The sequence below is a fragment of the Brucella sp. HL-2 genome, assembly GCF_025846885.2.
Lineage (GTDB): Bacteria > Pseudomonadota > Alphaproteobacteria > Rhizobiales > Rhizobiaceae > Brucella > Brucella quorumnocens.
Genome location: NZ_JAOYTK010000002.1, coordinates 467000 through 488593, shown reverse-complemented (window position 1 = coordinate 488593; position 21594 = coordinate 467000). Strand labels below are relative to the sequence as shown.

Sequence of the window (21594 nt, the reverse complement as noted above, 5' to 3'; positions counted from 1 at the left end):
TTAAACAAATGTTTCTAGGAAATTAACCCTGATTTTACAGGAGTTTCCAATGTCTAAACTCTGAACCTTAATTTTAACGACCGATTAACCGGCTATGCGTCATAAAAAGTGCAACACTGAGTAATGATCGAGCCGCCGTCAGGCCCTCATTTGCGATTGCTTTTGTGTCTCTTTGTCTCTGAGATTCTCCAACGCTGGTTTTTACCGGCGTTTTTTTTGGTTTGTATATAAAAAGCCCTCCATGTGGAGGGCTTCAAATTGTCAATCTGCGAGAACGCGGGTCGGCGGAAAGATTATTTCCACCACGGTGCCGCGTCCGGGCGTCGAGTCTATCGCAAACTGCGCGCGGTTTGCTTCGACCATCGCTTTTGTAAGGGGCAGGCCTAGGCCGGTACCCTCATTGCGCCAGTCTTTTGCGCTTTCTGTCTGTCTGCGCTGCATCGTGTTGACCTGGCGGAAAGGCTTCAGAGCCTGCTCAACTTCGGCCTTCGTCATGCCTACGCCCGTATCACGAACGCGCATGACCACATCACCATTCAATTCATAATTGGTGGAGACGATCACCTGTCCGCCGGTTGCTGTGAAGCGAACCGCATTAGACAACAGATTGAGCGCTACCTGCTTGATCGAACGTGCATCGGCAACAATGTCAGGCAAATTCGACTGGAAACTCGAGCGTATAATGACGCGCTCACGGTTTGCTTGCGGCTGCATCAGAGCAATAGCTTCACCAATCGCATCATTGAGCGAAACCGCCTCAAACTGCATATCGAGTGCACCGGCTTCTATCTTGGAGATATCGAGCAAGTCATTGACCAGTGCCAGCACATGATTGCCTGAACGGTTGATGTCGCGCAGATAATCGCGATAGCGATCATTGCCGATGGAACCGAATTTCTCGTCAGCCATCAACTCGGAAAAGCCAATGATCGCGTTAAGTGGTGTGCGAATCTCGTGGCTGATACGGGCCAGAAAGTCAGTTTTCTGGTTGGATGCACGTTCAGCTTCCTTGCGCGCATTCGTCAGCTCTTCTTCTGTACGCTTCCATTGCGTGATGTCGCGCAACACGGCGCAGAAACCGCTGGTGTGTGGAAGTTTACCCATTGTCATGAAGAGGGGGATAAACCCGCCCTGAGCTTCGCGACCAATCACTTCCCTGCCGTCGTTCAAGACGCTGAGAACACCATTTTCGGACAGCCCGTGCAGATAATCCATCGCTGCACGCTGGCTCTCGATCGCAAACAGCATCGAGAAGAATTTGCCTTCAGTGTCACTCCGGTCGTAGCCGAAAAGAGCAGCGGCAGAATGATTCATCGAGCGAATGCGACCTTCGGGATCAATCAGCACGACGCCATCTGTTGCCGTGTCGAGAATGATTTTCAGTTCTTCAACCTGAGCTTTAAGTGCCTGCTTTTCAGTATGGTCTTCACTGGATATTTCGGCTTTTGCAGGAGCCTCAACTTCGTTGGATGCAGGTGCGACCAGCATAAGGCTCAGCATGAGCGCACGACCGTTGCGCCAGCCAATGGCGTTGAGATGTGCATCTACTGGCTCTTCGCTGCCGTCTGCACGGCGCAGCACCATACCTTGAGGGTTGCTGCCTTCATCACTGTCACTGTTAAATAATGCCTGGACGCCACCCGCATCACGGATGTCTTCGAGCGTTTCATAACCTGTCAGGTCTAGAAGTGCCTCATTGACATAATGAATCTCGTCACCCGAATGGATGATGACGGGGATAGGCAAATTAGCGAGCAGTGCTGTCTCATCGGTACGGTGTTTTTGGTCTGGTTTTGCAGCTTCAGGTTTGTCGTCCGCCGCAGGCAAATTTTCAGACCCGACCGCAACTGGCGCGTTACGCTCTGCGGCTGGCTGCTTCTGTTCAATCTTTTCTGCTGGCTTTTCTACTGACTTTTCGACTGGTGCTTCGTCGTCCTGACGAGAATTAGCCAGTCCTTGCTTGCGCAGACGGTCAGCAATTTCTCGAAATGCGTTGCGCTCCGTTGCGGTCAATCCGCCTTCAGGACGCTGTTCTTTACCCTTGAACTGCTTTGCCTGATCAGCTTCCACTTTTTCGCGTGCGGCTGCATTGAGTAACTCAATGACCTTGTCGGACTCACGACGACCGGGGTTCGGCGTCAACTCAAAAGGCAACGTCTCTACAGCTGTGATCTGATGCCCGGTGTCCGGGTGGTCGTCATTGGCAACTTCTTCGGAAAGCGCCAACACATCGTCATCACTTTCAGCGCTCAGCATTTCCTGTATTGTGGGGGCTGCTTCACGCTTCTGCGGAATGCCGCCAGCAAGCACAAGGCCGATTGTCTCAGGGTCTTCTTCCGCATCTTCAGGGCGCACAAGGCCAAATCCCCGGAAGCCGATAAATTCACGATCACGCGAATAAACGGGCAGGGCGGCAAGCTCGACCGGCACGCGAAGGTTTGTGCCTTCCACGGGCCAAAGCAGTTTTTTGCCAGACCAGGTGTCGCGCTTTTCCAGAAGCGAGCCGATGCTGCCATCCGTATCGAAGGCGAAAACATTGGCGACTTCCGCAAAGCGCCTGCCTATGACATCAGCCGCATTTGGACCGATGATCACACCGAGTTCCGGTGAAACCTCTGTAAACGACCCCGCTGCGTCCGTCTTCCAGATGAAACGGGCAGGTGGGCCGTTGCGATCAAAGACAAAGCTTTTCGGCTTGGTTTCTGTCGCCGCAATCTCTACCTCACGCGCGATGTTATCTGCGGCTGCATTTGTTTTCGCATCATTGGTCGTTGCAGGGGTTATGGCTGCTTCTCCGACGATGCAGATAAGATGTAAGACTGGATTGTCGGTAAGCCGTGCGATTGCACCTGGAACTGAGCTTCTGCCTGCGCGAATACGGCGCTTTACGATCCGATCGCTGGTATCGCCTGCTTCAACAATCAGATCTTCAAGCGTTGATGCGGAAATATCGAGGGCTGCAAAGCGTGGGCTTGAGGCAATCACCTTTGCTCTAGCATCGATCAGCGCGACATGCGTCGTATTATCTCCGAGACCGGAAATAATTGCGTCAGGGGTAGCATTCTGCTTCTCGACAGCAAGCAAGAGCGCTTCGATACCGTCAGGCATTGTCAGGTGGGAAACTTGAAGGCGTGTGAGTTCTGAACGCATGCCAGCACCAAGACGCACGGCCACAACGCGCGGCGCAGTTTCAGCTTCGCTGCTCGAGCCCATAATCTGGCGGCGGGTTGAAACAGGCAGATCGAGTTCGTCACCGATGACATCTTCGATCCGTTCAAAACCGAACAACTTGGCTCCTGGACCATTGATCCATAGAACGGTCGAAAGGTCGCGCGTCAGCACGAGCTGCGCATCGCCCTTGGCAAAGCCTTCGCGGATATGATCCAGCGCGGCAATGTCGATGAAGGGGTATGATCCTGACATACCGGTCCTTTACCTGTTCTTCCGACCACCCAAAGTGCTCTTTAACGACCTGTTAATAAGCTTCTTGCGGGTTCGGGTCCATATTGCCATTCGATATGGACCTCATTTTCTGTTCCATTAGTTAATGCGGGTGCGGCAATTTTATGTGTCGAGCGATTATCCAGCTTTGTGCACAGGCATGCATAAAACATGGTAATCAAAACCCGTCCAATTTTAACGATTGGGCCGCTTTGGCTAACAAACGTGGATTTCTTCAAAAAAGATCATTGTAATCACTTGCAATGTGGATCGATTCTCCGTATGTGACCCCCTGTCAGCGGACACCACAAGCGAGTTCGTTGAGATTTAGGTACGCGGTCGTAGCTCAGTTGGTTAGAGCGCAGGATTGTGGCTCCTGAGGTCGGTGGTTCGAATCCACCCGTCCGTACCATTTTCAGCCACTTTTTTGTTGGGTCAAATTGTAATTTATACATATATTACAATTGCTTAGCTACATAAATTAATGCTGGTACGATTTGTATGTGTACCATTTTGTGCAACAATCAGTGCAACAAATAGCGATACAATACGCGACACATGTGATATTTTCTTTGCATGTCAGGATATCGCATCAAGAATAATCCAAATCGATATTTGCAAGAGCGGGATGGCGTATTTCAGTATGTGAGGCGTGTTCCCACCACTGTTGCGCCCACAGATGGTCGTGCCCCGATTGTTCGCATCAGCTTAAAAACCTCAAATATTGCCGAAGCCATGATTAAGCGCGATCATTATGAACGAGCTGATGATGATCTGTGGCGGGCAATGAAGGCTGGGGGAGGATCGATAGATGCGCATCGAGACAAGTATCGGTCAGCTGTCGCACGGGCAGAAGCTGTAGGAATCTCTTATTCGCCCGCTGTCTACATTGCTGACACACCCCTAGATCAATTCACGGCCCGATTTGTAGATCGTTCCGCGTCTGGAATAGAAGACGCTAAAACCATCCTCGGGGCTATAGATCGTCCGCCTGTTACAGTGTCTGAGGCGTTAAAAATATATTTTAATGAAATTACGCCTCATGAGGTCTCCAGTAAAAGCCCGAACCAGAAGAAGCGTTGGGTTGCTCATAAGCAACGCGCAATAGACTCTTTCATTGAAGTCCTCTCAGATAAGGCGCTGGATCAGATAACTCGTGAAGACGCTCAAGTGTTTTATCGACACTGGCTGCAAAAAGTTGCACCCAAAAAGGGCATGCCAACCCACTCAGCAAGTGCTGGAAATCGAGCCATAGGTGGAATGCGCGTGCTTTTTTCGGACTATTACAAGCACATGGGGGATGCGGATAAGCAAAATCCTTTTCGCGACCTTGGGTTCTCCGACAAAATCAAGCGAACCCGACCTCCTTTTTCATCGGCATGGATTCAAAACAAAATCCTTGCTGTAGGAGCCTTAGACTCCCTCAATCATGAGGCCCGTGGAATTGTTTTAGCTATGATTGAGACAGGTTGCAGGCCAAGTGAATTATGCAATATTACCCCGCAGCACATCATGCTGTCGCACAGGGTGCCGCATATAGTCATTCAGCCTCGGCATGATCCTAAAGACCCTCGTGAAATCAAGACAGGGTCTTCAGTGCGGACGATTCCTTTGGTTGGCATAGCGCATGATGTTTTCAAAAAACATCGCGCCGGTTTTCCAAGGTATAAAGACAAAGAGGACCTGCTCTCCGCTACCTTAAATAAATTCTTCAAAAATAATGAGCTGTTTCCAACAGACGATCATACGATTTATTCTCTGCGGCACGCGTTTGAGGACCGAATGAAAGAGGCTGGTCTCGACGATGAGCTTCGACGATTGCTGATGGGGCATACTGTTGACCGCCCGCGCTACGGAACGGGCGGATCATTAGAGTGGCGCAAAGAGCAAATGGAGAAGTTCACGCTGCCTTACAATGCTTCAATTGTTTAGCTCTGTGTGAAATGCGCTGTTTGGCATTGTCATTGTCTGCCATCGCCGCAAGCTCTCGCTCAAATCGTTCGTAAAGAGGTATCAATCCTTTTTCTGTAGACGGATCGTCTTCGATAATCCTGGCTATCCAATCCATCCAGTAGTTTATCTTTTCTTTCGTGAGCCGCATTCACCCACCGCCTTTCAGGGCTTGGCGACCGTCGCTGCCCGTATCGCCCCAAACGCTAACGATTTCATGGTTGCGTGTGCGTAAGAATGGCACAAAGTCAGAGCCTTCGTACTTTTGAGCATCACTCGACCTGGCTTCGATAATTTGGAACTGATCGCCTATCTCAAGCTGTTGTGATGCTTGATCTATCGCAGCCTCGCGTGTCGGGGCATCTGATACTAGATCATACGTAACGATCAGATCGCACGATGCAGAAACATCTGCGCAATCACCCAGGTACAAGGTAACGTTGCTATTCTCGAAGTAGGGCTTGCTCATTCCGACGCTCCCGGTGAGGCTGGGAGGGGACGCCAGTGGGTGAAAGTGAAGGGCTTCAAGTCCTTATTTCCCACGCAAAGCGTCCCGTTAACTGCCTTAAACCCTTCCGCAGCTACCTTATCCCCGTGCCTATCCACCCCGAAAAACAAGACATGTTCGGGAGGGCACGTCTCAATCGGCAACCAGCCATCCGATAGAGGCTGAGACGAGAGGGTGCGAATGGCGGCGGCAATGGCAACTCCCGGTTCCGACTGAGTTGGGAACACACCAGTTCGCATATCATGCGCAATCCAATCTTTGTTTCGGAATTGCTCTGCGACCTTCGCCGCTTCCTCCAACGCCTGCGCACGCGGGGGTGGCCCACAGTCTGGGCAGCGTTCTTCCCATCCATCTACATCGCCATCCCCAACCCGATACATGCCGCCAATGATCCCGTTGCCTTTGCAAGTCTTGCAGATGGATGGTCCTGACACCTCGGCCATTGACCAGAAACGAGCCTCATAGTCGGCCTGCGCTGCGGCTTTGGCTTCGTTCATTATGCGAAAGCGGCGCATCGTCGTGTAGCTGTCGACGTATAGAGGCTTGCCGCCTTCCATCCATATACTGATATCGTATACTCGATCAGTGACGCATCGTGATCCATGTTGATGATCTGACCACTCCAGCGCCTTCACCTTCACCCCCGTAAGGAAAGGCAGGGCGGCGGTGAGGGAGGCACGGGCTATACCGCTTGGCAGTATATATCGCTTCGACCGCAGATATGCTTGCATGGCGTCCACGGCCCGTTCATTAACCAACATAACGCACCTCATCACCAACGACGACGGCCCGACCAGTTGCTGCCAGACGGCGAGCAACGGGCAGGGGGATTCCAGCGGTTCCACGGGATGCGCGGCATATGCGCTGCGGGCCTAGCCGCAACGCGTTGAGATATGCAGCGTCGATACGGCTGCCCTGCCTGTCTGTGACGCGTATGTCCATTACGCCGCCCTCCGCTTGAAAGGATGGAGATTGTCGTTGGCTGGCCTAATACGGCGCATACGGATCTTCTCGCCCGTTTTGCGCGATACGTCATAGGCAATGTCCTTTAGTTTGGCTGCGGTGGCCGGGTCGCTCTCGCGATACCAACGCGCTATCGACAGGATTGCTGCTACAGAGGTGCCTTGAGCAATGAACTCGTCGGCAGTCAGGATGTGCGTCTGTCTGTTAGACATGAATAAGTACTCCTCGTGCGGTTTTGGTAAGCGTGACGACCCGTGGCGTGAAAACGCTCGGATCGTCTAAGGTTGGGAAATCCTGGGGCGCTATGCCCCGTCGCTATCTTTCGCGATAAATCATGTGACGCCCAGCCCCACTGCGCTGACGGTCACAAAGAAGCCGATGACAACCGTCATCTCAACAGCTTCGCGAGCTGCGTATCGTATCCAGGGCATGGGGCGAGCGTGCTTCTTTGCGCGGTAATCCGGGCGCCGCATCGGCTCATCACTGCCAGCACGTGCTGCGTCAGTGTGCAGGTCTGGTTCCATATCGGCGAGCATTTCCAGCAGGGCGCGGTTCATCACGCAGCCTCCGCTAGCTCGACAGTCTCAACGCTGGCGGGCAACGCTTCAACGAGTGCTTCATTGCTCGTCGCGATCGCGCCGCTTGTCTGGAAAACTTCGTATGTTTCGCCCGGGCAGAGCTTGGCGAGGCGCGTTGCCTCCGCCAGTGCTTGCTCAAAGGAGCCGTGTTCATACGGCAGGGTAGTGGCAACGCTAACACGGCCGGTCTGTTTTCCGCGGCGGAATACAAAGAATCCGCCGCCGATAACTTCGTTCTTGCGAGGTGCTGGAGATCTTCTTCTTCTCGGGGTCTTCGCGTTCATAATAGGTGTCTCCTCGTGTTTGGTTGGTTCAGCAGATCTGCGGTTGACTTATGGCCGGTGGCTTCTTCGTGCTGTTCTGTCACCTTAATATGTCGATTCGTCATCTGTTGTCAACACATGCGTTGACATAATCGCATCAATCAATCCACAAGGTTAACTATTACAAATTATGTTCTTGAAATGTTCCTATAAAAATGAAATCTAAGGCTTGAGTATGCGTGGGAGGCGTTATGTATCCGATATTTGTCGTTCAGTCATTTACCGCAGGAAGATGGGGTATAATTCCTGATGTGCCGATTCATGTTGAGAATGAGGATCAAGCGCTTCGATTAGCCAGAAGACTGTCAAATGAGAAGCCAGCCGTACTCGCGATTTATAAATGGAATAATGAAACAGAGGTAATCGCCGCTATAGGCAACGTGCCTGATAGCGCAATCGAAGCGATATCAAGCTGTTGAAATTATCGCGTATTATATTTGCCGACAACGCGATGGCAGACAGGCCAATCCGCACGAAACTGTTTGAATTCCTTATGCGGATTGTACTGTTCCAGCATCCATTCACGATCGTTGAAGCCGATCAACCGCTTGATGATCGCTTCATTTTCATCCATTGCGCTCGTATGATAAAGAATAACATCCTCATCGCGAACTGGTGGTAGATTAGGGTTCACAAGCGCCGTTTCTCCGGGACGATAGGCTGGAACCATTGATTCACCAGAAAGCAAAAGACCATACCCGCCTTTCACGCCCTGAAGCACCGCTGGCATTTTCATGTAGCTGATAGGGTCGAACGTTATGATAACGTGCCCGTCGCCGCCCTTAGCTGCTGCATAGACCGGAAGGTCGCGGTTCTGTCCTACTAATTCATCACCAGGAATAATGGATGGGGCGAAGACGTCGGATGGTTTCTGCGGTGACAATGCGCCTGCCGAAGCCATCTCGCCATTACCGAAGGCCAGCCAGTCCTCATTGAGATCAAGCGCGCGCGCGAGGCGTGCAACAAAATCAACGCTTGCTCCGCGTTTCCCGCCTTCCAGCAGACTGATCGACGACTTGTCGCGCCCAATAAGGGTGGCAAGGTCGGCTTGGCTCATTCCTTTAAGTTCACGTGCCGAACGGAGGCGCTGTGCGAAATCTTTGTCCATGATGCGCTTTTCGCATATAATTGTGAAAATGTAACGTGCGTTTTTGTCATCATGTGTTGACATGGATGCGAATCTGTCATATATAGGTGTCATCAACCGGCACAAAGAAGGTCGGGACGTAAAAAAAGGAGAATGAGTTGCAAAAAGAGAAGCCGGAGCTTCCGCGACCGGACAGATAGTGAATATCCATCCAAGACCAGTGACACGAGGAGTTTTACAATGACCAGATTTATTCCAGAGCTTAACAACTCGCCTTAGTCAATTTAACAGGGACACTGGCCGCAGAAATGCGGCTGGTGCTTTCGGCGTGCTTATTAGTGGGTGCTGGCGGCCGCAGTGTTAGAAGTTGAAGGCTAGCTGATTAGGCCAGGAGCGGGTGTGGCTCCTAACGTTCTCAATCTTGCCGAAGCGCGCACGGACATATGCCCGTACATGAACGATACGTTCAATAATCTTCTTCATGCGGTTTGACCCCTCGTGTTGGTGTTTGGTGTTGGTTTGCATAACGGTCATTCAAGATGACCAGGGTACGCGAACACCACACAGAGCAAGCACGTGAAGAAAGCCGCCAGCGCCTACCAATAAGCATGCGCAGGAATAAAAGCATATAGAACAAAAGAATAGGTGTCGGTGGGGATTGAGCTAGTTTGTAACGCCAGCCTAGAAATCGAAAGCCAGTTGTCCCGGCCATGAACGCCAATGAGCACTCACATGCTCTGAGCGTCCAAATCGCAGACGAACGTAAGCACGTACTGCGACCAACTTAGGTTTCAGCATTAGCCAATACCTCCAAGCTCTGACGGTTGAAGCCGCCTCTCAGCGGACGCAGTGATGCGCCGCTTGTCCTACATGAGAACAGCCGAAGCTGCAGAGTGGCTATTTGCTCCCCACCGACACCTACCCATAAGCATGCAACCCAGAAGTTTGCAACCTATAGAGGAGATATAAAATGCAAACAGTTCACGCAAGAGGCCGGGAAATTCCGGTGACGACCCGCAGCAAGAGATACACGCCTGAGCGCGCCCGCGCCGAAGCGCTGTTCAATAAGCCGATGGCCATTGCTAAGCCTCGTATTCTTGAAGATGCGGCGAAGCCCACCACAGGCCTTACTTCAAGGGCTGTTGCAATCAAGCCAGCATCGCCGAATGAAACAGATCATGAGAAGGTGTACCGCTTCGTTCGGGAAACCAAGTTTGAAGACGCAGCACGCCTTGCGGCTCGGCTCATCAACGCGGGCCAAGTGAACGGCTTCTTTATCTACGGAAAATCGCTAGAGTTCACCAAGGCATCCGAATGGCATCAGCGCCTCGTTCGCGATGGAGACGCTCGCGCCAATGTTCATATCATTTCGCCTGAGAGAGCGCAGATCCTGCTCGAGCACAACATCGGCAACCGCCGAGTTAATGCCGCGAACCTTGCCGCTATCATGCGGGATATTGCGAACCATCGTTTCGACCTCAACGGTGAATCGATCGTCGTATGCCAAGACGGAACAGTGAACGACGGCCAGCATCGCACGTTCGGTGTCCTGCTAACGGGCCAGCCGATTGAATCTGTCGTCTCTTACGGCGTCACAAAGGAATCGATGCGCACCGTTAATATCGGGCGTAAGCGCACCGGCGTCGATCGGCTGAATATCGCGAGCATTCCGAACGCAGTGCACATGTCTGCTATCTCAAACCTCGCTTTCGAAATGTATAATGGCCGATCCGCAACTCCTGCAGAGGCGCAGGACTATTATTTCGAGAATCAAGATCATGTCGTTCTTGCCAATTCTCTTATTGGTAATCCCCAGAAGGGGCTAGGGTCTGCTGCCCCAGGTGTTGCTGCGCTCCATCTGCTTTCCTTGGGAGCCAATGAAGATGACATCCGTCATTTCTTCACGGCCTTCCGCACTGGCGAGATGCTTAAGCGTCGCAATCCGATTTACACGCTACGCGAGGCTCTACGCGAAAAGACCGTCAAGTGGACACGCCAGCAGTGGGCGCGTGGGATCGTGCATCATTTCCTGATCTGGCGATCCGGTCGCTCCCTCGCTGTTGCAACGTCCCCTGCATCCTTGCCTGAGGTGATATAACAATGGAACGTCGGCGATTATTCATTGACGACATATTTATCGGCAATCGCCATCGTAATGCTGATGGATCTAAAGTTGCAGAGATTGCGAAGAGCATTGCCGAAGTCGGACTGATGAACCCGCCGGCGGTCTGCATTCGTGACGAAATCGTTATGGACGATGGAGAGTTGTGCGATGGGGTGGCTGTTCTGATTTACGGTCGCCACCGCTTGGCGGCTCTCAAACTGAATGGCGAAGAGTACGTCGAATGCGTCGTTCATGATGTTGACGATCTTCATGCTGAGCTTATGGAGATCGACGAGAACCTAGCGCGCTCCGAACTGTCGCCCGCTGAAGAAGCTGCGCATATTGCACGTCGTAAGGAAATATGGTGGGAAATGAATTGTGGGAAAAATTTGCCCACTATTCAAGATGGTCCCGGGAGGCCAAAAGAATTTGCAGCAGAAGTGGCGAGCGTTACCGGCAGTTCGAAACGCGACGTAAACCTTAAAATCGCTCGCGCCCGCGAGCTCGGCCCCGACATTCAACGCATCGTTGGGACTAGCCTTGATAAAGGCGTCGAAATGGACGCTCTCATGGCCTTGCCAGCGGGCAAGCGCGAAGAGCTTATTTCGCGAGCAGAACAGGGTGAAAAGGTCAGCGCTCGCACAACGAGTGACCCTGTCGACCTCAAAGCACGTCAACGCCAGATGTTCTGGGATATGTGGGCAAAGCTCGATGATGATGTACGACAGGAGCTGTCCACAGTCATTGTTGCTCAGCATAAAGATTAAAGGCGGAGTTTAAGAGCCGGCACCACCCGCTGCTCGCTCCGCCTCGTAATACCCCGGCTTACACGAGGAGGGCTTGCGCCACTTCTACACCGGGGGTTCCTTGCCAGGTACCACCCCGGCCAACGAGAGAGATGGCTGCCAGCTAGCCATTTGTCAATACCAACCAATACGAGGAGCTATGAATCAACCACAGCTACAAGACAGACCTGTCTTGCAGGCGGAGGCTCGCAGCCACCGTGATGCAGGAAAGGCATATAGCAAAATTGCATCGATCATGGGTTTAACCAAAGGGCATGTCTGGTCGTTGCTGGCTGAACGTGCGCCACAGTCTAAGCCCCCGGAGCCAAGCGAAGGCGTTGTTGTCAAACGGCGTACCAACCGAGGCTCATGCTCATCTACGTGTCGCGATGTCTTTATCGCGATGCCGCGTATTACTGTTCTGGACGGCCCGTTTGTTGGCGCCACAGTCCACTAGCCTTTAAGGCACGACGGCCCGGACGATTGGGCCACAGATCAACCTCCTGACAGGAGGCATTATGAAATCCCATAACTTGCGTGAGCCGCAAAAGGCTTCCCAGTCACTGAACTTGCTGCGATGCCAGACATTGCAGCCGATGCCACTCCGGTTGTCTTTGGTGACTTCCAGCGTGGTTATCTGGTCATTGATCGAATGGGCATCCGCATTCTGCGTGATCCCTACAGCAACAAGCCTTTCGTGCAGTTCTACACCACCAAGCGTGTTGGTGGCGGTGTGACCGATCCGACTGCTCTGCGCTATCACAAGATCGCAGCCGCTTAACAATTATAGGGTGCCTCCGGGCACCCTGTTATTTCACGGAGGCGTAATTGGAAGCGCGAGTTACAAAGAATTTTAAAGGCGTACCTGAAGGCGATGTTTATCCTCGCGAGTACGAGGTCGGCGAAAAAGTCACGGGGCGTATGGCCGAGGTTGCACTGTCCGAAAAGTGGGCCGAGCCTGTTGTTGATTTGAAGGGTAAGCGCCGTGGCGGTGACACTTGAACTTGCTAAAAAGCATTTGCGGGTGTCGCACGATGATGAAGATCAGGAAATCGAGCTTTATCTAGCGGCGGCCGTCAATTGGACGATGACATACACCAAGCGAACAGCAGTGCCCACGGGTGCTGAGTTTGCGTTTGATGCGGCTGCGTTGCTTATGATGGCGGGTATGTTTGAAAACCGTGAGATTATTATCACGGGCACAAACCAAGCGGAAATTCCCACGGCTCGACGTCTTATCGATCCATACAGATTGTTGAGGGTTTAATGATCTCAACCAGGCAGAGAAAATGGGCAGCCTATATTGGCTTTTGCCCATTTGTTCCAAACAGTCTCAAAACGATCATGTGGAAAGGCCTGCCGGTCTTTGTAAAATGACGCATCCGCATACAGCAGCTTGGTCCTCAATAGCTCCATCATGAAGTTGAGAAGCAAGTGCTTCCTTTTTGTGAGCAAATCAACAACCGGCTTATTTAGATCGGACTCAGAGAATTCACCGGCTTTGTTCGGCAGATCAAAAATCCTGACCCGTACAAGATGCCTCATGATTGGATCTGGATTGAGTCTCCAGACTGACCCACCCGGCTCATCATAAAATGGCTGAGTATGTTGATGATTGTCGATGACTGCTTCGCAGCACGTAAGAATATTGTTGACGATGTCGGAAAATACATCGGTCACAACTGAAGTGTGCGTGTTGTTCGGTAAGCTCAGAACAAGATTTGACCATCCATGCTTTCTTACAAGCAGGGAAATCTGAAACTCGTCAAAAATTTCGTTTTGTTCTGCAATCATCGATACACGCGCGCGGCTGATTGGCGTTTAAATTTTGCTCTAACCGCGCTTCTCCAGTCCTTGCCGCCATATGATCAGACTCGTTCTTTGCTGTCGAGCGAAGGAGGGAAAAATGCCCCACGTCCGCTTCTCCGAAGACTTCGACTGGTCGCCACGTTACGGCGTGACGATCGCCTATGAGGCCAGCATGGAACTGAACGTCACAACGCGGTGCGCCGAAGCCGCGGTAAAAAAGGGCAAGGCTGTAAAGTTACCGACGCCAAGACGTGAGGATTTAGATGGTAAATCGTAGTGGCGCAGGCAGCCTCGGTTCTAAGGTAACCTTCCAGCGCCGCGAGAATGTTGACGACGGGTTAGGCAGCACCCGCGGCATGTGGGTAGATCAATTCACAGTCGCAGCGCGATTGACACCTAAGTTCGGCGGTAATGCTGAAGGCCTCGTTGCATCACGTCTAGTCTCACAGCAGCCATACAACCTCACGGTTCGCGCAAGCGGAAAAACGAGGCAGATTACGGCTGCATGGCGGGCTTACGATGCGCGTGCCGGCGTCGCGGTCGGGGACAACGGCGAGCAACGGCCAAACCGAGTGTTCGGCATTAAGACCGTCGTCAATCCTGACGAGCAGAACGCTTATCTCGAGATGCTGGTGATTGAAGGCGAGGATGGGTGATGACGAGCATTGGTAAAATCATCGGCATGGAAAAGCTCAAACGAAAGCTTGCCCGCATTCCTGATGCCGTCAAGGCTCGTGCTCAGTCCGATCTCACGCTTGCCGGTCGTGAAGTAAATATGCAGCAGCGCTCATTCGTTCCTGTAGATGATGGCACGTTGCGAGGCTCAATTCGCACAGAGCCGCTAACAGACGGCACAATTGGCGTGTCCATAGTTGCTGGCGGTCCGTCGACGCGCAAGGTTGTTCGCAAGTCTGCTAAAGGAAATGCGCCATCCTATGACTATGCTCTAGCGGTTGAGTACGGCACCAAGAATATGGCGCCGAAGGCATTCTTCTGGCCGGGCTATAAGCTGGGTAAAAAGAAAGCGATGCGGCGCGCCAGATTTGGCATTAGGCGGGCGCTTAGGCAGGTGATGTCCAATGGCTAGTCCAAATCTCGCCATTCAGGCAGCGCTTGTATCAGCCATTCGCAACATGAATACAGCTGCTGGCCAGCGCGTCTTTAGCGAAATACCTGGCAAAGCGCAGCATCCCTACGTGCAGGTGTGGTCGGGATTTGAAACACCGATCGACGAAGAATGCTGGGACCGTACTGAAAGCACGATGCAAATCGATGTGTGGACGGATTCGCATACTTATGCGGGCTCAAAAAGTGTGGCCGCTGTAATCCGTGATGCTCTTCATGAAAAGACTTTGGAAGTTGTCGGTCACACCGTTGATCGAATCCGGGTTGAAACAATCGTCTACTCCGACGATCCGCCGCATTACAGGGCACGCATGTCAGTCGCAATCGATACCCAGCCCAAATAAATCCCGAAAAGCAGCCGCCATAGAGCGGCTTTTTCTTTGAAAGGAACAGCCGACATGGCCGTTACCAAACAGCTACTTATTCAGTTTTCAGATGGCGCCACACCAGCAGAGTGGTCGCATTCTTGTACAATTAATAGCTCACAAGAATTCTCGATCGAAGCGACGACCACCGATGCGAGCGCCCCGAACTGCGAACAGCCGGATGCACCAAATTGGGTCCTGCGTTCCGTCGATACGCTTTCTGCCGGCATCAATGGCGCTGGCACGATGGACCCGGTTAGTTACGGTGTCTTGCGATCTAAGATGCTGGGTGGCGAAGCGTTCCCCGTTCGCGTGACCCTCGGGGGGCTAACAGCGGTTCTTGGTGGCGGACATTTCGAAGGTAACTACGTGATGACCAACCTTGGACTGGCGAAGGAAGGTAAAGGCTATCTCACGTCGAGTCTTGCGCTTCAGAGCGATGGCGAAATCAAGTGGGTGCCAGCAACCTAATGACACAGACATATATGGACGAACTTGGCGGAGCGCAGCGCTCGTTCCGCCTCGGTATCGGTGAGTTGCGTACACTGCAGGAGAACTGCAAGGTAGGTCCTGCGACAGTCTTAGCGCGCTTGATGTCGTTTCAGCCGCAGGCCGCAGACCACAAGCGGCCAGATCCTGCAGATTATAGTCTTGGCGTGGACGATCCAGATTTTCGGGCAGACTTTAACGTCTATAGCTTGCTGCGTAACTTTGGCGGCGACTGGCGCATTGATGATGTGCGTGAGCCTATTAGGCTAGGGCTGATTGGTGCCGGCATCACTCCGACAGAAGCAAGTATCTTGGTTCAGGCTTACGTCGATAGCCGCCCGTTGACAGAGCACATTGGTCTTGCCGCGCAAATCATCATGAAATCGCTATCTGCGGACGAGCCGGTGACTTCGGGGGAGCCGAAGGTGGAGACGACAACGGAACCCTAGTCTTCTCCACGTATTACGGCATGGGTGCCGTAATGGGTTTCACGCCACGCGACGTCGATAGCTTGACCCTATGGGAATTGTCTGTCGCAGCAAAAGGCTGGTCGAAAGCCAATGGCGCCGAAGAAGAAGTTGTCCCTCCAAGTTGGGATGAGCATCTAGCTATGGTGAAATCGGCAGGGGTTAGTTAGGTAGGTCCGAAAAGGACGAGCTTTGGGATTGGGTTAAGGCTAGGTAGTCAGGGTTAACCCATAATCCCCTTATGTCGACCACGGCATAATAATAACAGGCTGAAATCCGGGCTGATCGAAATGCAGAATGCCGTCTACTGGACGCTTGGCTCTAATAATTTTATACAGGCCAAACTTGTTAAGCGTTCGGTTTCCTTTGCCAGCCTTGAAACTATCAATTGCATCGGTGGTCAATAGATACCTAAGCTTCTTATTATTGGATGAATCGCGGAAATCTCTAGCTCTGTGTTTGGATATCCAATGTAATAGTTCGATTGAGCGGTTCAAAACCAAAATTAATCGGGCTACGCAATCTGCCGGGGTTATTGGTGCTGGTTGCACAATTATTTGCGGCGATGTCGGTCTTGGCCGAGTTTCCTCGCGAAGTTCGCCGAATTTCCATATAGGTTCTAGGTGCGCAATTCGATTTCTTATATCTGCCACTAAATCCAGACGGCTGAATAATTTGTCTTGCCATTTTAATTTTGACCAATAACTCACAGACGAGTTGGGATGATTTGGAAAAGAAGAGGTTAAAACTTGAGCAAGTCCAACGGGTGTGCCGTCCTTATATTTCACCACATCTAGTAAGTGTTTCCAGAATCCGAAAGTAAGTCCCGCTACCACATCATTTGGGGAGGGGGCAGGAATCAATGGTAATTGATTTTGTCCTTTTCTTTTGTGGGTGATTTTCTTCACCTTCTCCTCGGATTTGAATTGCAAATCCAAATGCTCATACCAATTTTTTTGTTGATGATTATTCAGTGACAACTGAGCAGCTGCAAAATTCCTGTGCATTGAATTTCGCAGCGTCACTTCGATCGTGGCGAGCAAAATTTGAAAGCACTGAGAAACGCTTTCATTCCAACAGTAGACTCCGTATAGTTCGTATTCGTCGGCTGGATTGAAAATGTTTCGATAGCTACTCAATCTTGCTGGGGAGATAGCGTCCAGCGTTTCGATAATGTTTAAGGGTTGCATACGTCACCAAATGTTAGTACATTGGATTCGTAGGCACACAGATAGAACAGTCGGAAGTCCATTATGCGACGGGCCCCGGATGCTGTGATGCAATAGAGTTTACAAGGAAAAAAGGTTCTCGAAAGGGAGCCTTTTTTTCTTTCAAGCTGTCTTAATTCTTTCATCTAGCCCGCCCCGTCATCTTAGAAACTATGGATTCCTAAAGCTAAGGCGCGACCTTCCGCAAGGTGAACATTTAATGAACGCAATAATTCGTGAGCGAAAGCATCAGTGAATTCACTAATGTGCCCTTCACTTAACGTGGCGTGCGGATAGAACTTAACTTGATTTTGCTAATTCCAGTTTTTTCTCTAGCTCTTGGATGTATGTATCCATGACGTTGTCTAAATCGTGGAATAGATTCTTCGAAATAGACGATTGGATGCCAACTGCTTGTGCAAGTTTTTTAATGTCTTCATCAGTAAGTATCGCAGATGGCAGCAACTTATTCAAAACTCGCGTCATTTCGATAGATGCGTCTTCATAATCGTCAAAAATCAGACCGCGGTTGATCAGTAGGCGCATTGCTTCTGCGCGTGACGGAACGTGGTTCTCATAACGCCATTTATCGATAGCTTTAGCTTCTGACGCCGTGACCATGAACGGTAGGCGAACGTCTTTGGGTTCTTCTGACATAGTTGTAAAATGCCACATTTGTTGTGTTTGCACAAGTTGGGTTGACAAACCCTATTTCTCTTGTAGCATTTGGTTCACTTGTGCAAATGGCACAAGCGGCATCTAGGCCGTTGGCGCGGCACTAGATACCTCACTCCAGAATGGATGGACCAGATGACTAGAGCTATGCAGAACAATAGCACAAGAACGTTTACAATTGCAGACCTGAATACCGATATTGATAATGAACCGCGCGTTCATGACATCTGCTTAGCGGGTGCACTGGGTTTCTCGCGCCCTCGCGCAATCCGTCAGATTATTGATAGAAATATAATAGAATTAGATACTTACGGCTCACTCGCCACACGGCGTGGCAAGTCACGTGGCCAGTCCTTCACGGAGTATTTCCTGAATGAAGGGCAGGCGCTTCTAATCTGCATGTTTGCACAGACGGTTGCAGCCGCCGCGGTACGCAAGGCTCTGATCAACGTGTTCATGGAATATCGCCTCGGGAGAATCGAAAAGCCAATCAAAGTGCAGGCGCACACCATAAAGATCGATGTGTCAGGCGCGCGTGGCAACGCAGAAATCATGGACATGGTGTCAGCGGGAGTGCAGCAAGGCCTGACTCAGTTTGATCGAGAAATCTTGCCCCGGCGCTTCAAACAAATTGCGCAAGACCCTTATGCAGTGGGATGATGAATAATGGCTGATCCAATCCCGCAGTCTGAACTATCCGACCTGTTGCCAATGGTCAGCGCTCCATGGGTTCTCAAAGAACAGATGGAATATTCTGGCCTTGGTACAGGTGAAGTTCTGGCTGCCAAACTTGCGCCTTCCCGATGGTCTGCTGATGTGGTTCTGGTGCCGATGGTTCACACCCAAGCGCGTGCCATTCAGGCAAAGCTTGAAGCGCTCGACGGGCCGATTGGCAATTTCTATTTTGCCAGTTGCACAAACAGCTATCCAGCGAAAGACCCGGGCGGCGTTAAGCTCGGTTCAACGGCTCCCAAGATCGATATTCTGGGAGCGAATAATAAATCGTTCTCAGTGAAGGAACTGCCAGCTGGCTATGAGCTTTTGGGCGGTGACATGCTTTCAATCAGCTACGGCACTAATCCGGTTCGTCGGTATCTGGGACGCATTGTTTCGGATGCTTCGGCGTCAGCTGGCGGTTTCACAGGCGTGTTTGAAATCCGGCCGCATCTTCCGGCTGGAATTGTCGCCAACATGGCGGTGAACTTTCTCAAGCCTGCCGCCAAGGTGTTTGTTGTTCCCGACAGTCTGCAAGTGGCTCATTCGGGCCGCTTCAGCACAATCTCATTTTCAGTGATGCAGCGACCATGAAAGGAAGCGATATGAGTGAGAAAGAAAAGGCAGGTAAAGACCTGCCTCTACAATTTGTCAAAGGCCGTTTGGTGCTTACTTTAGCTCGGCTAGTCGGTCCTTCGTCATCGTTGCAATGCCCTCAACAACAGACTTAGCCATTTCCGAAATTTCTGTCGGGCGTGGAACATTCCCGCCTGCTTCTCGCACCATTGTATTGTTGATCTCTGTTACAATCGCGTTGCGAAAACCGTCTACCCATTGATTAGCTTGTTCACCCTTGGTTTTTGCTACCTCAAATGCCAACCGCTGGATCATAAGCAACATCGCCTGTTCCATGGCATTATAGCGGATCTCAAATTCTTCCATTTCAAGCCTCCCGTTGTTGAACTTGGCCAATCAAGCCGAGTCGCTGGCGCTTGTCGATCATTCCAAGGTCTAAATCATGAAAGCTTATGATCAGGCGACACTCACGGCCTTGCAGAACCGTGAGGCTATTGCGCCGTTTAATCTGCTGTGGATCGAAGCCAAGAACCGTGACAACGGCGGCTTGGAAGCAATCGGCTTCTGGAACGGTTTTGATGTTTCCGACGTGACGGTGATCAATCCAGAAACCAACTTGCCAACGGTGCGGACATATTACGGCGCAGGCGCTTTGCTTGATGTTCCGGCAATCCCGCAGGAAAGCGACCTGACCATTCGCTCGATCCGCATCTTGCTCAGTCAGGTGGATGCTGCAACGCAATTGGCTGTTCGTGGTTATGACGTGCGCTTGGCTCCGATCCAAGTTCACCGCGGCTATTTCGATGTTGATACGATGCTGCCTGTTGCACCTGCACGGCCCCGGTTTATCGGTTGGGTCAACAACATGAAGATCAACACACCGGCTGTTGGTGGTTCGGGCAACATCGAACTGACCTGTGTTTCTCACACGCGTCAGCTCACGAAAACCAATCCATTGCGCCGGTCGGATGAACAGCAGAAGCGCCGCCAAGGTGATCGCTTTCGTCGTCATACAGATGTTGCAGGCGAATGGCTTCAGAACTTGTTCTGGGGAGAGGCCAAGTCATGACCATTCAGCGTTACCTCGACTGGCGCACCCGGCTTTCTGGCTATCTGCATGAAGTTGCTCACAAGCCTTTTCAATGGGGCGAGCATGATTGTGCGTTGTTCGCAGCCGGTGCAGTGCATGCAATGACAGGCGAGGATTTCGCAAAGGATCATCGCGGCAAGTACAAAACGCTTATGGGTGGGCTTCGCAGGCTGAAAAAGGCAGGCTTTTCCGATCATGCAGCTATGGCCGCATCGATCTTTGAGGAATGCCATCCATCATCGGCACATGTCGGTGATCTGGCTGCGATTGAAACACATGAAGGCATCGCGCTCGGCGTGGTGCAGGGACAGCGCATCTATGTGCTTCGTCCAGATCAAGCCGGTATTGGCACAGTGGCGCTACTCGACGCCAAGCGGACGTTTCACGTTCCCTTTAACTGACAGGTAAACAGCCCAGACCGCACGCGACGCACAATCCGCAACCAAAGCACGGAAGATAGAAAATGAAGTCAGCCGTCTTGATGACAGCGCTGTTGACGCTCGGCTTGCTAAGTGGATGCGCGACAAGCAGTAATTACTGCGACGTGGCGCGCGCTATCTACGCCAGCCACGACGACACGTCAGAGACCAAGCGCCAGATCCTGGCGGAGAATGAGAAAATGGAAAAGCTATGCAAGGTACGGCCGTGAGCCTAGTTGACACTTGGTTGAGTGGCTCCGGCAACACCAGTTGTCTGCGCGATGTTCCTGTCTCTATCGTAAGTGACGATCATCGCCATAGCCACGAGAGCAATAAGGATCGGCAAAGAGATGCACAGGACACGGAGCGCCAAGCAAGTGGCGCGGCGGATGTTAATCATTGGTCTAGCTCTCGCCGGATAAAAACACACAAAAAATCTATCAAGCCCATGAAAGGCTACATTTATGTCTAATCTAAGGAAATCAGATAGATGACCGGCACTGAAATCATGGGCGCTGTCGGCTTCATCGTGATGCTGTTCGGCTTTCTGTTTGGTCTATGGAAGTATGTCGACAGCAAGATTAATGCGGCAAGAAACGAAACCGCCGCCAAAGCCGACGCAGCAACCGCACTCGCGGCGCTGACGAGGCAGGAATTGTCAGATTACAAACTGCGAGCCGCCGAAACGTTCGCCACAAAGGCCGGGATGCAAGAGCAGACGTCGCAAATCATGCGCGCCATCGAAAGCGTTGCGAACCGTATCGATGGGCTCACCGAGCGCATGGATCGGGTGTTTGAACAGAAGACGACGCGGGCGCGATCCTGATGTTGAAAGAAAGCGGTCTCCGGGCCGCTCTTTTTTTATGTTTAGGACTTGACAGATTGTCTCGAGACTCTTTCCATCCTGCTCATCGGACG

31 protein-coding genes, 1 tRNA gene and 1 pseudogene are annotated in these 21594 nt (G+C 51.7%); 21 read left to right on the top strand and 12 right to left on the bottom strand.

Annotated features, from left to right (window positions below):
* Positions 1–261 precede the first annotated feature (261 nt).
* Positions 262–3423, bottom strand: a complete 3162-nt coding sequence (pdhS, locus tag OIV19_RS05480) for a cell-division control histidine kinase PdhS (protein WP_264230920.1) — start codon at positions 3421–3423, stop codon at positions 262–264.
* A 353-nt stretch (positions 3424–3776) separates the two neighbouring features.
* Between pdhS and OIV19_RS05475 the strand changes: the two genes are divergently transcribed.
* Together OIV19_RS05475 and OIV19_RS05470 are read left to right on the top strand one after the other, a co-directional pair.
* A tRNA-His gene (locus tag OIV19_RS05475) sits at positions 3777–3853 on the top strand.
* Between the two features lie 164 nt (positions 3854–4017).
* Positions 4018–5373, top strand: a complete 1356-nt coding sequence (locus tag OIV19_RS05470; protein ID WP_264230919.1) for a tyrosine-type recombinase/integrase — start codon at positions 4018–4020, stop codon at positions 5371–5373.
* Positions 5374–5542: 169 nt separating this feature from the next.
* Here the strand turns inward: OIV19_RS05470 and OIV19_RS05465 are convergent, their stop codons facing one another.
* From OIV19_RS05465 to OIV19_RS05435, 7 genes are all read right to left on the bottom strand, one after another.
* Positions 5543–5860, bottom strand: a complete 318-nt coding sequence (locus tag OIV19_RS05465) for a hypothetical protein (RefSeq protein ID WP_264230918.1) — start codon at positions 5858–5860, stop codon at positions 5543–5545.
* Positions 5857–6660, bottom strand: a complete 804-nt coding sequence (locus OIV19_RS05460; RefSeq protein ID WP_264230917.1) for a hypothetical protein — start codon at positions 6658–6660, stop codon at positions 5857–5859. Before OIV19_RS05460 ends, OIV19_RS05465 begins: the two co-directional genes overlap by 4 nt.
* On the bottom strand, positions 6650–6841 hold the full coding sequence (locus OIV19_RS05455; protein ID WP_264230916.1) for a hypothetical protein: 192 nt from the start codon (positions 6839–6841) through the stop codon (positions 6650–6652). The genes OIV19_RS05460 and OIV19_RS05455 overlap by 11 nt, the downstream gene beginning before the upstream one ends.
* Positions 6841–7074 (bottom strand): hypothetical protein, encoded by a 234-nt coding sequence (locus OIV19_RS05450; RefSeq protein WP_264230915.1) that lies wholly within the window; start codon positions 7072–7074, stop codon positions 6841–6843. The genes OIV19_RS05455 and OIV19_RS05450 overlap by 1 nt, the downstream gene beginning before the upstream one ends.
* A 120-nt stretch (positions 7075–7194) precedes the next feature.
* Positions 7195–7419, bottom strand: a complete 225-nt coding sequence (locus tag OIV19_RS05445) for a hypothetical protein (protein WP_264230914.1) — start codon at positions 7417–7419, stop codon at positions 7195–7197.
* Entirely contained in the window at positions 7419–7724 is a 306-nt protein-coding gene (locus tag OIV19_RS05440) for a hypothetical protein (protein ID WP_264230913.1), read from the bottom strand. The genes OIV19_RS05445 and OIV19_RS05440 overlap by 1 nt, the downstream gene beginning before the upstream one ends.
* A 460-nt stretch (positions 7725–8184) precedes the next feature.
* Positions 8185–8871 (bottom strand): helix-turn-helix domain-containing protein, encoded by a 687-nt coding sequence (locus OIV19_RS05435; RefSeq protein WP_264230912.1) that lies wholly within the window; start codon positions 8869–8871, stop codon positions 8185–8187.
* 949 nt (positions 8872–9820) lie between these two features.
* Between OIV19_RS05435 and OIV19_RS05430 the strand changes: the two genes are divergently transcribed.
* From OIV19_RS05430 to OIV19_RS05405, 6 genes and pseudogenes are all read left to right on the top strand, one after another.
* A complete protein-coding gene (locus OIV19_RS05430) occupies positions 9821–10948 on the top strand; it encodes a hypothetical protein (protein ID WP_264230911.1) in 1128 nt (375 codons plus the stop codon).
* Between the two features lie 2 nt (positions 10949–10950).
* A complete protein-coding gene (locus OIV19_RS05425) occupies positions 10951–11721 on the top strand; it encodes a ParB N-terminal domain-containing protein (RefSeq protein WP_264230910.1) in 771 nt (256 codons plus the stop codon).
* Between the two features lie 178 nt (positions 11722–11899).
* On the top strand, positions 11900–12196 hold the full coding sequence (locus OIV19_RS05420; RefSeq protein WP_264230909.1) for a hypothetical protein: 297 nt from the start codon (positions 11900–11902) through the stop codon (positions 12194–12196).
* Positions 12197–12289: 93 nt separating this feature from the next.
* Positions 12290–12520, top strand: a pseudogene (locus OIV19_RS05415) (phage major capsid protein); the annotation flags it as partial.
* Positions 12521–12567: 47 nt separating this feature from the next.
* The gene (locus tag OIV19_RS05410) at positions 12568–12741 is read left to right on the top strand and encodes a hypothetical protein (protein WP_264230908.1); all 174 of its coding nucleotides are present in this window, start codon (positions 12568–12570) and stop codon (positions 12739–12741) included.
* Positions 12725–13006, top strand: coding sequence for a head-tail connector protein (locus OIV19_RS05405; protein ID WP_264230907.1), 282 nt, complete (start codon positions 12725–12727; stop codon positions 13004–13006). Before OIV19_RS05410 ends, OIV19_RS05405 begins: the two co-directional genes overlap by 17 nt.
* A 5-nt stretch (positions 13007–13011) precedes the next feature.
* Here the strand turns inward: OIV19_RS05405 and OIV19_RS05400 are convergent, their stop codons facing one another.
* Entirely contained in the window at positions 13012–13533 is a 522-nt protein-coding gene (locus OIV19_RS05400) for a hypothetical protein (RefSeq protein WP_264230906.1), read from the bottom strand.
* Positions 13534–13645: 112 nt separating this feature from the next.
* Here OIV19_RS05400 and OIV19_RS05395 point away from each other — a divergent pair, with 112 nt between their 5' ends.
* Genes OIV19_RS05395 through OIV19_RS05365 form a run of 7 tightly spaced genes read left to right on the top strand, consistent with a single transcriptional unit; the run spans position 13646 to position 16164 of the window.
* Positions 13646–13825, top strand: a complete 180-nt coding sequence (locus OIV19_RS05395; protein WP_264230905.1) for a hypothetical protein — start codon at positions 13646–13648, stop codon at positions 13823–13825.
* Positions 13812–14204 (top strand): head-tail adaptor protein, encoded by a 393-nt coding sequence (locus OIV19_RS05390; RefSeq protein ID WP_264230904.1) that lies wholly within the window; start codon positions 13812–13814, stop codon positions 14202–14204. Before OIV19_RS05395 ends, OIV19_RS05390 begins: the two co-directional genes overlap by 14 nt.
* Positions 14204–14635, top strand: a complete 432-nt coding sequence (locus tag OIV19_RS05385) for an HK97-gp10 family putative phage morphogenesis protein (protein ID WP_264230903.1) — start codon at positions 14204–14206, stop codon at positions 14633–14635. The genes OIV19_RS05390 and OIV19_RS05385 overlap by 1 nt, the downstream gene beginning before the upstream one ends.
* Positions 14628–15017 (top strand): DUF3168 domain-containing protein, encoded by a 390-nt coding sequence (locus tag OIV19_RS05380; RefSeq protein WP_264230902.1) that lies wholly within the window; start codon positions 14628–14630, stop codon positions 15015–15017. The genes OIV19_RS05385 and OIV19_RS05380 overlap by 8 nt, the downstream gene beginning before the upstream one ends.
* A 54-nt stretch (positions 15018–15071) precedes the next feature.
* Positions 15072–15509, top strand: a complete 438-nt coding sequence (locus OIV19_RS05375) for a phage tail tube protein (protein ID WP_264230901.1) — start codon at positions 15072–15074, stop codon at positions 15507–15509.
* Positions 15509–15976: a gene transfer agent family protein gene (locus OIV19_RS05370; RefSeq protein ID WP_264230900.1), complete on the top strand. Its 468-nt coding sequence runs from the start codon at positions 15509–15511 to the stop codon at positions 15974–15976. The genes OIV19_RS05375 and OIV19_RS05370 overlap by 1 nt, the downstream gene beginning before the upstream one ends.
* Positions 15977–15996: 20 nt before the next feature.
* Positions 15997–16164 carry a hypothetical protein gene (locus OIV19_RS05365; RefSeq protein WP_264230899.1) on the top strand — a complete coding sequence of 56 codons (168 nt, stop codon included), beginning with the start codon at positions 15997–15999 and terminating at the stop codon, positions 16162–16164.
* A 69-nt stretch (positions 16165–16233) separates the two neighbouring features.
* Here OIV19_RS05365 and OIV19_RS05360 read toward each other — a convergent pair whose 3' ends face one another.
* Complete coding sequence (locus tag OIV19_RS05360) at positions 16234–17184, bottom strand: Abi family protein (RefSeq protein ID WP_264230898.1); 951 nt, start codon at positions 17182–17184, stop codon at positions 16234–16236.
* Positions 17185–17502: 318 nt separating this feature from the next.
* Positions 17503–17907, bottom strand: a complete 405-nt coding sequence (locus OIV19_RS05355) for a hypothetical protein (protein WP_264230897.1) — start codon at positions 17905–17907, stop codon at positions 17503–17505.
* A gap of 105 nt (positions 17908–18012) precedes the next feature.
* Here OIV19_RS05355 and OIV19_RS05350 point away from each other — a divergent pair, with 105 nt between their 5' ends.
* Positions 18013–18537 carry a hypothetical protein gene (locus OIV19_RS05350; RefSeq protein ID WP_264230896.1) on the top strand — a complete coding sequence of 175 codons (525 nt, stop codon included), beginning with the start codon at positions 18013–18015 and terminating at the stop codon, positions 18535–18537.
* Positions 18538–18543: 6 nt separating this feature from the next.
* Complete coding sequence (locus OIV19_RS05345; RefSeq protein ID WP_264230895.1) at positions 18544–19185, top strand: hypothetical protein; 642 nt, start codon at positions 18544–18546, stop codon at positions 19183–19185.
* 75 nt (positions 19186–19260) lie between these two features.
* Here the strand turns inward: OIV19_RS05345 and OIV19_RS05340 are convergent, their stop codons facing one another.
* A complete protein-coding gene (locus tag OIV19_RS05340; protein ID WP_264230894.1) occupies positions 19261–19533 on the bottom strand; it encodes a hypothetical protein in 273 nt (90 codons plus the stop codon).
* Between the two features lie 76 nt (positions 19534–19609).
* On the opposite strand from OIV19_RS05340, the gene OIV19_RS05335 reads away from it, so the two are divergent.
* The 4 genes from OIV19_RS05335 to OIV19_RS05320 all read left to right on the top strand — a co-directional run bounded on the left by OIV19_RS05335 (position 19610) and on the right by OIV19_RS05320 (position 21502).
* Positions 19610–20236, top strand: a complete 627-nt coding sequence (locus OIV19_RS05335; RefSeq protein WP_264230893.1) for a hypothetical protein — start codon at positions 19610–19612, stop codon at positions 20234–20236.
* The gene (locus OIV19_RS05330) at positions 20233–20658 is read left to right on the top strand and encodes a DUF6950 family protein (RefSeq protein ID WP_264230892.1); all 426 of its coding nucleotides are present in this window, start codon (positions 20233–20235) and stop codon (positions 20656–20658) included. The genes OIV19_RS05335 and OIV19_RS05330 overlap by 4 nt, the downstream gene beginning before the upstream one ends.
* 62 nt (positions 20659–20720) lie before the next feature.
* Positions 20721–20906 carry a hypothetical protein gene (locus OIV19_RS05325; protein WP_264230891.1) on the top strand — a complete coding sequence of 62 codons (186 nt, stop codon included), beginning with the start codon at positions 20721–20723 and terminating at the stop codon, positions 20904–20906.
* Positions 20907–21166: 260 nt separating this feature from the next.
* On the top strand, positions 21167–21502 hold the full coding sequence (locus OIV19_RS05320; protein ID WP_095444056.1) for a hypothetical protein: 336 nt from the start codon (positions 21167–21169) through the stop codon (positions 21500–21502).
* Positions 21503–21594: the final 92 nt, after the last annotated feature.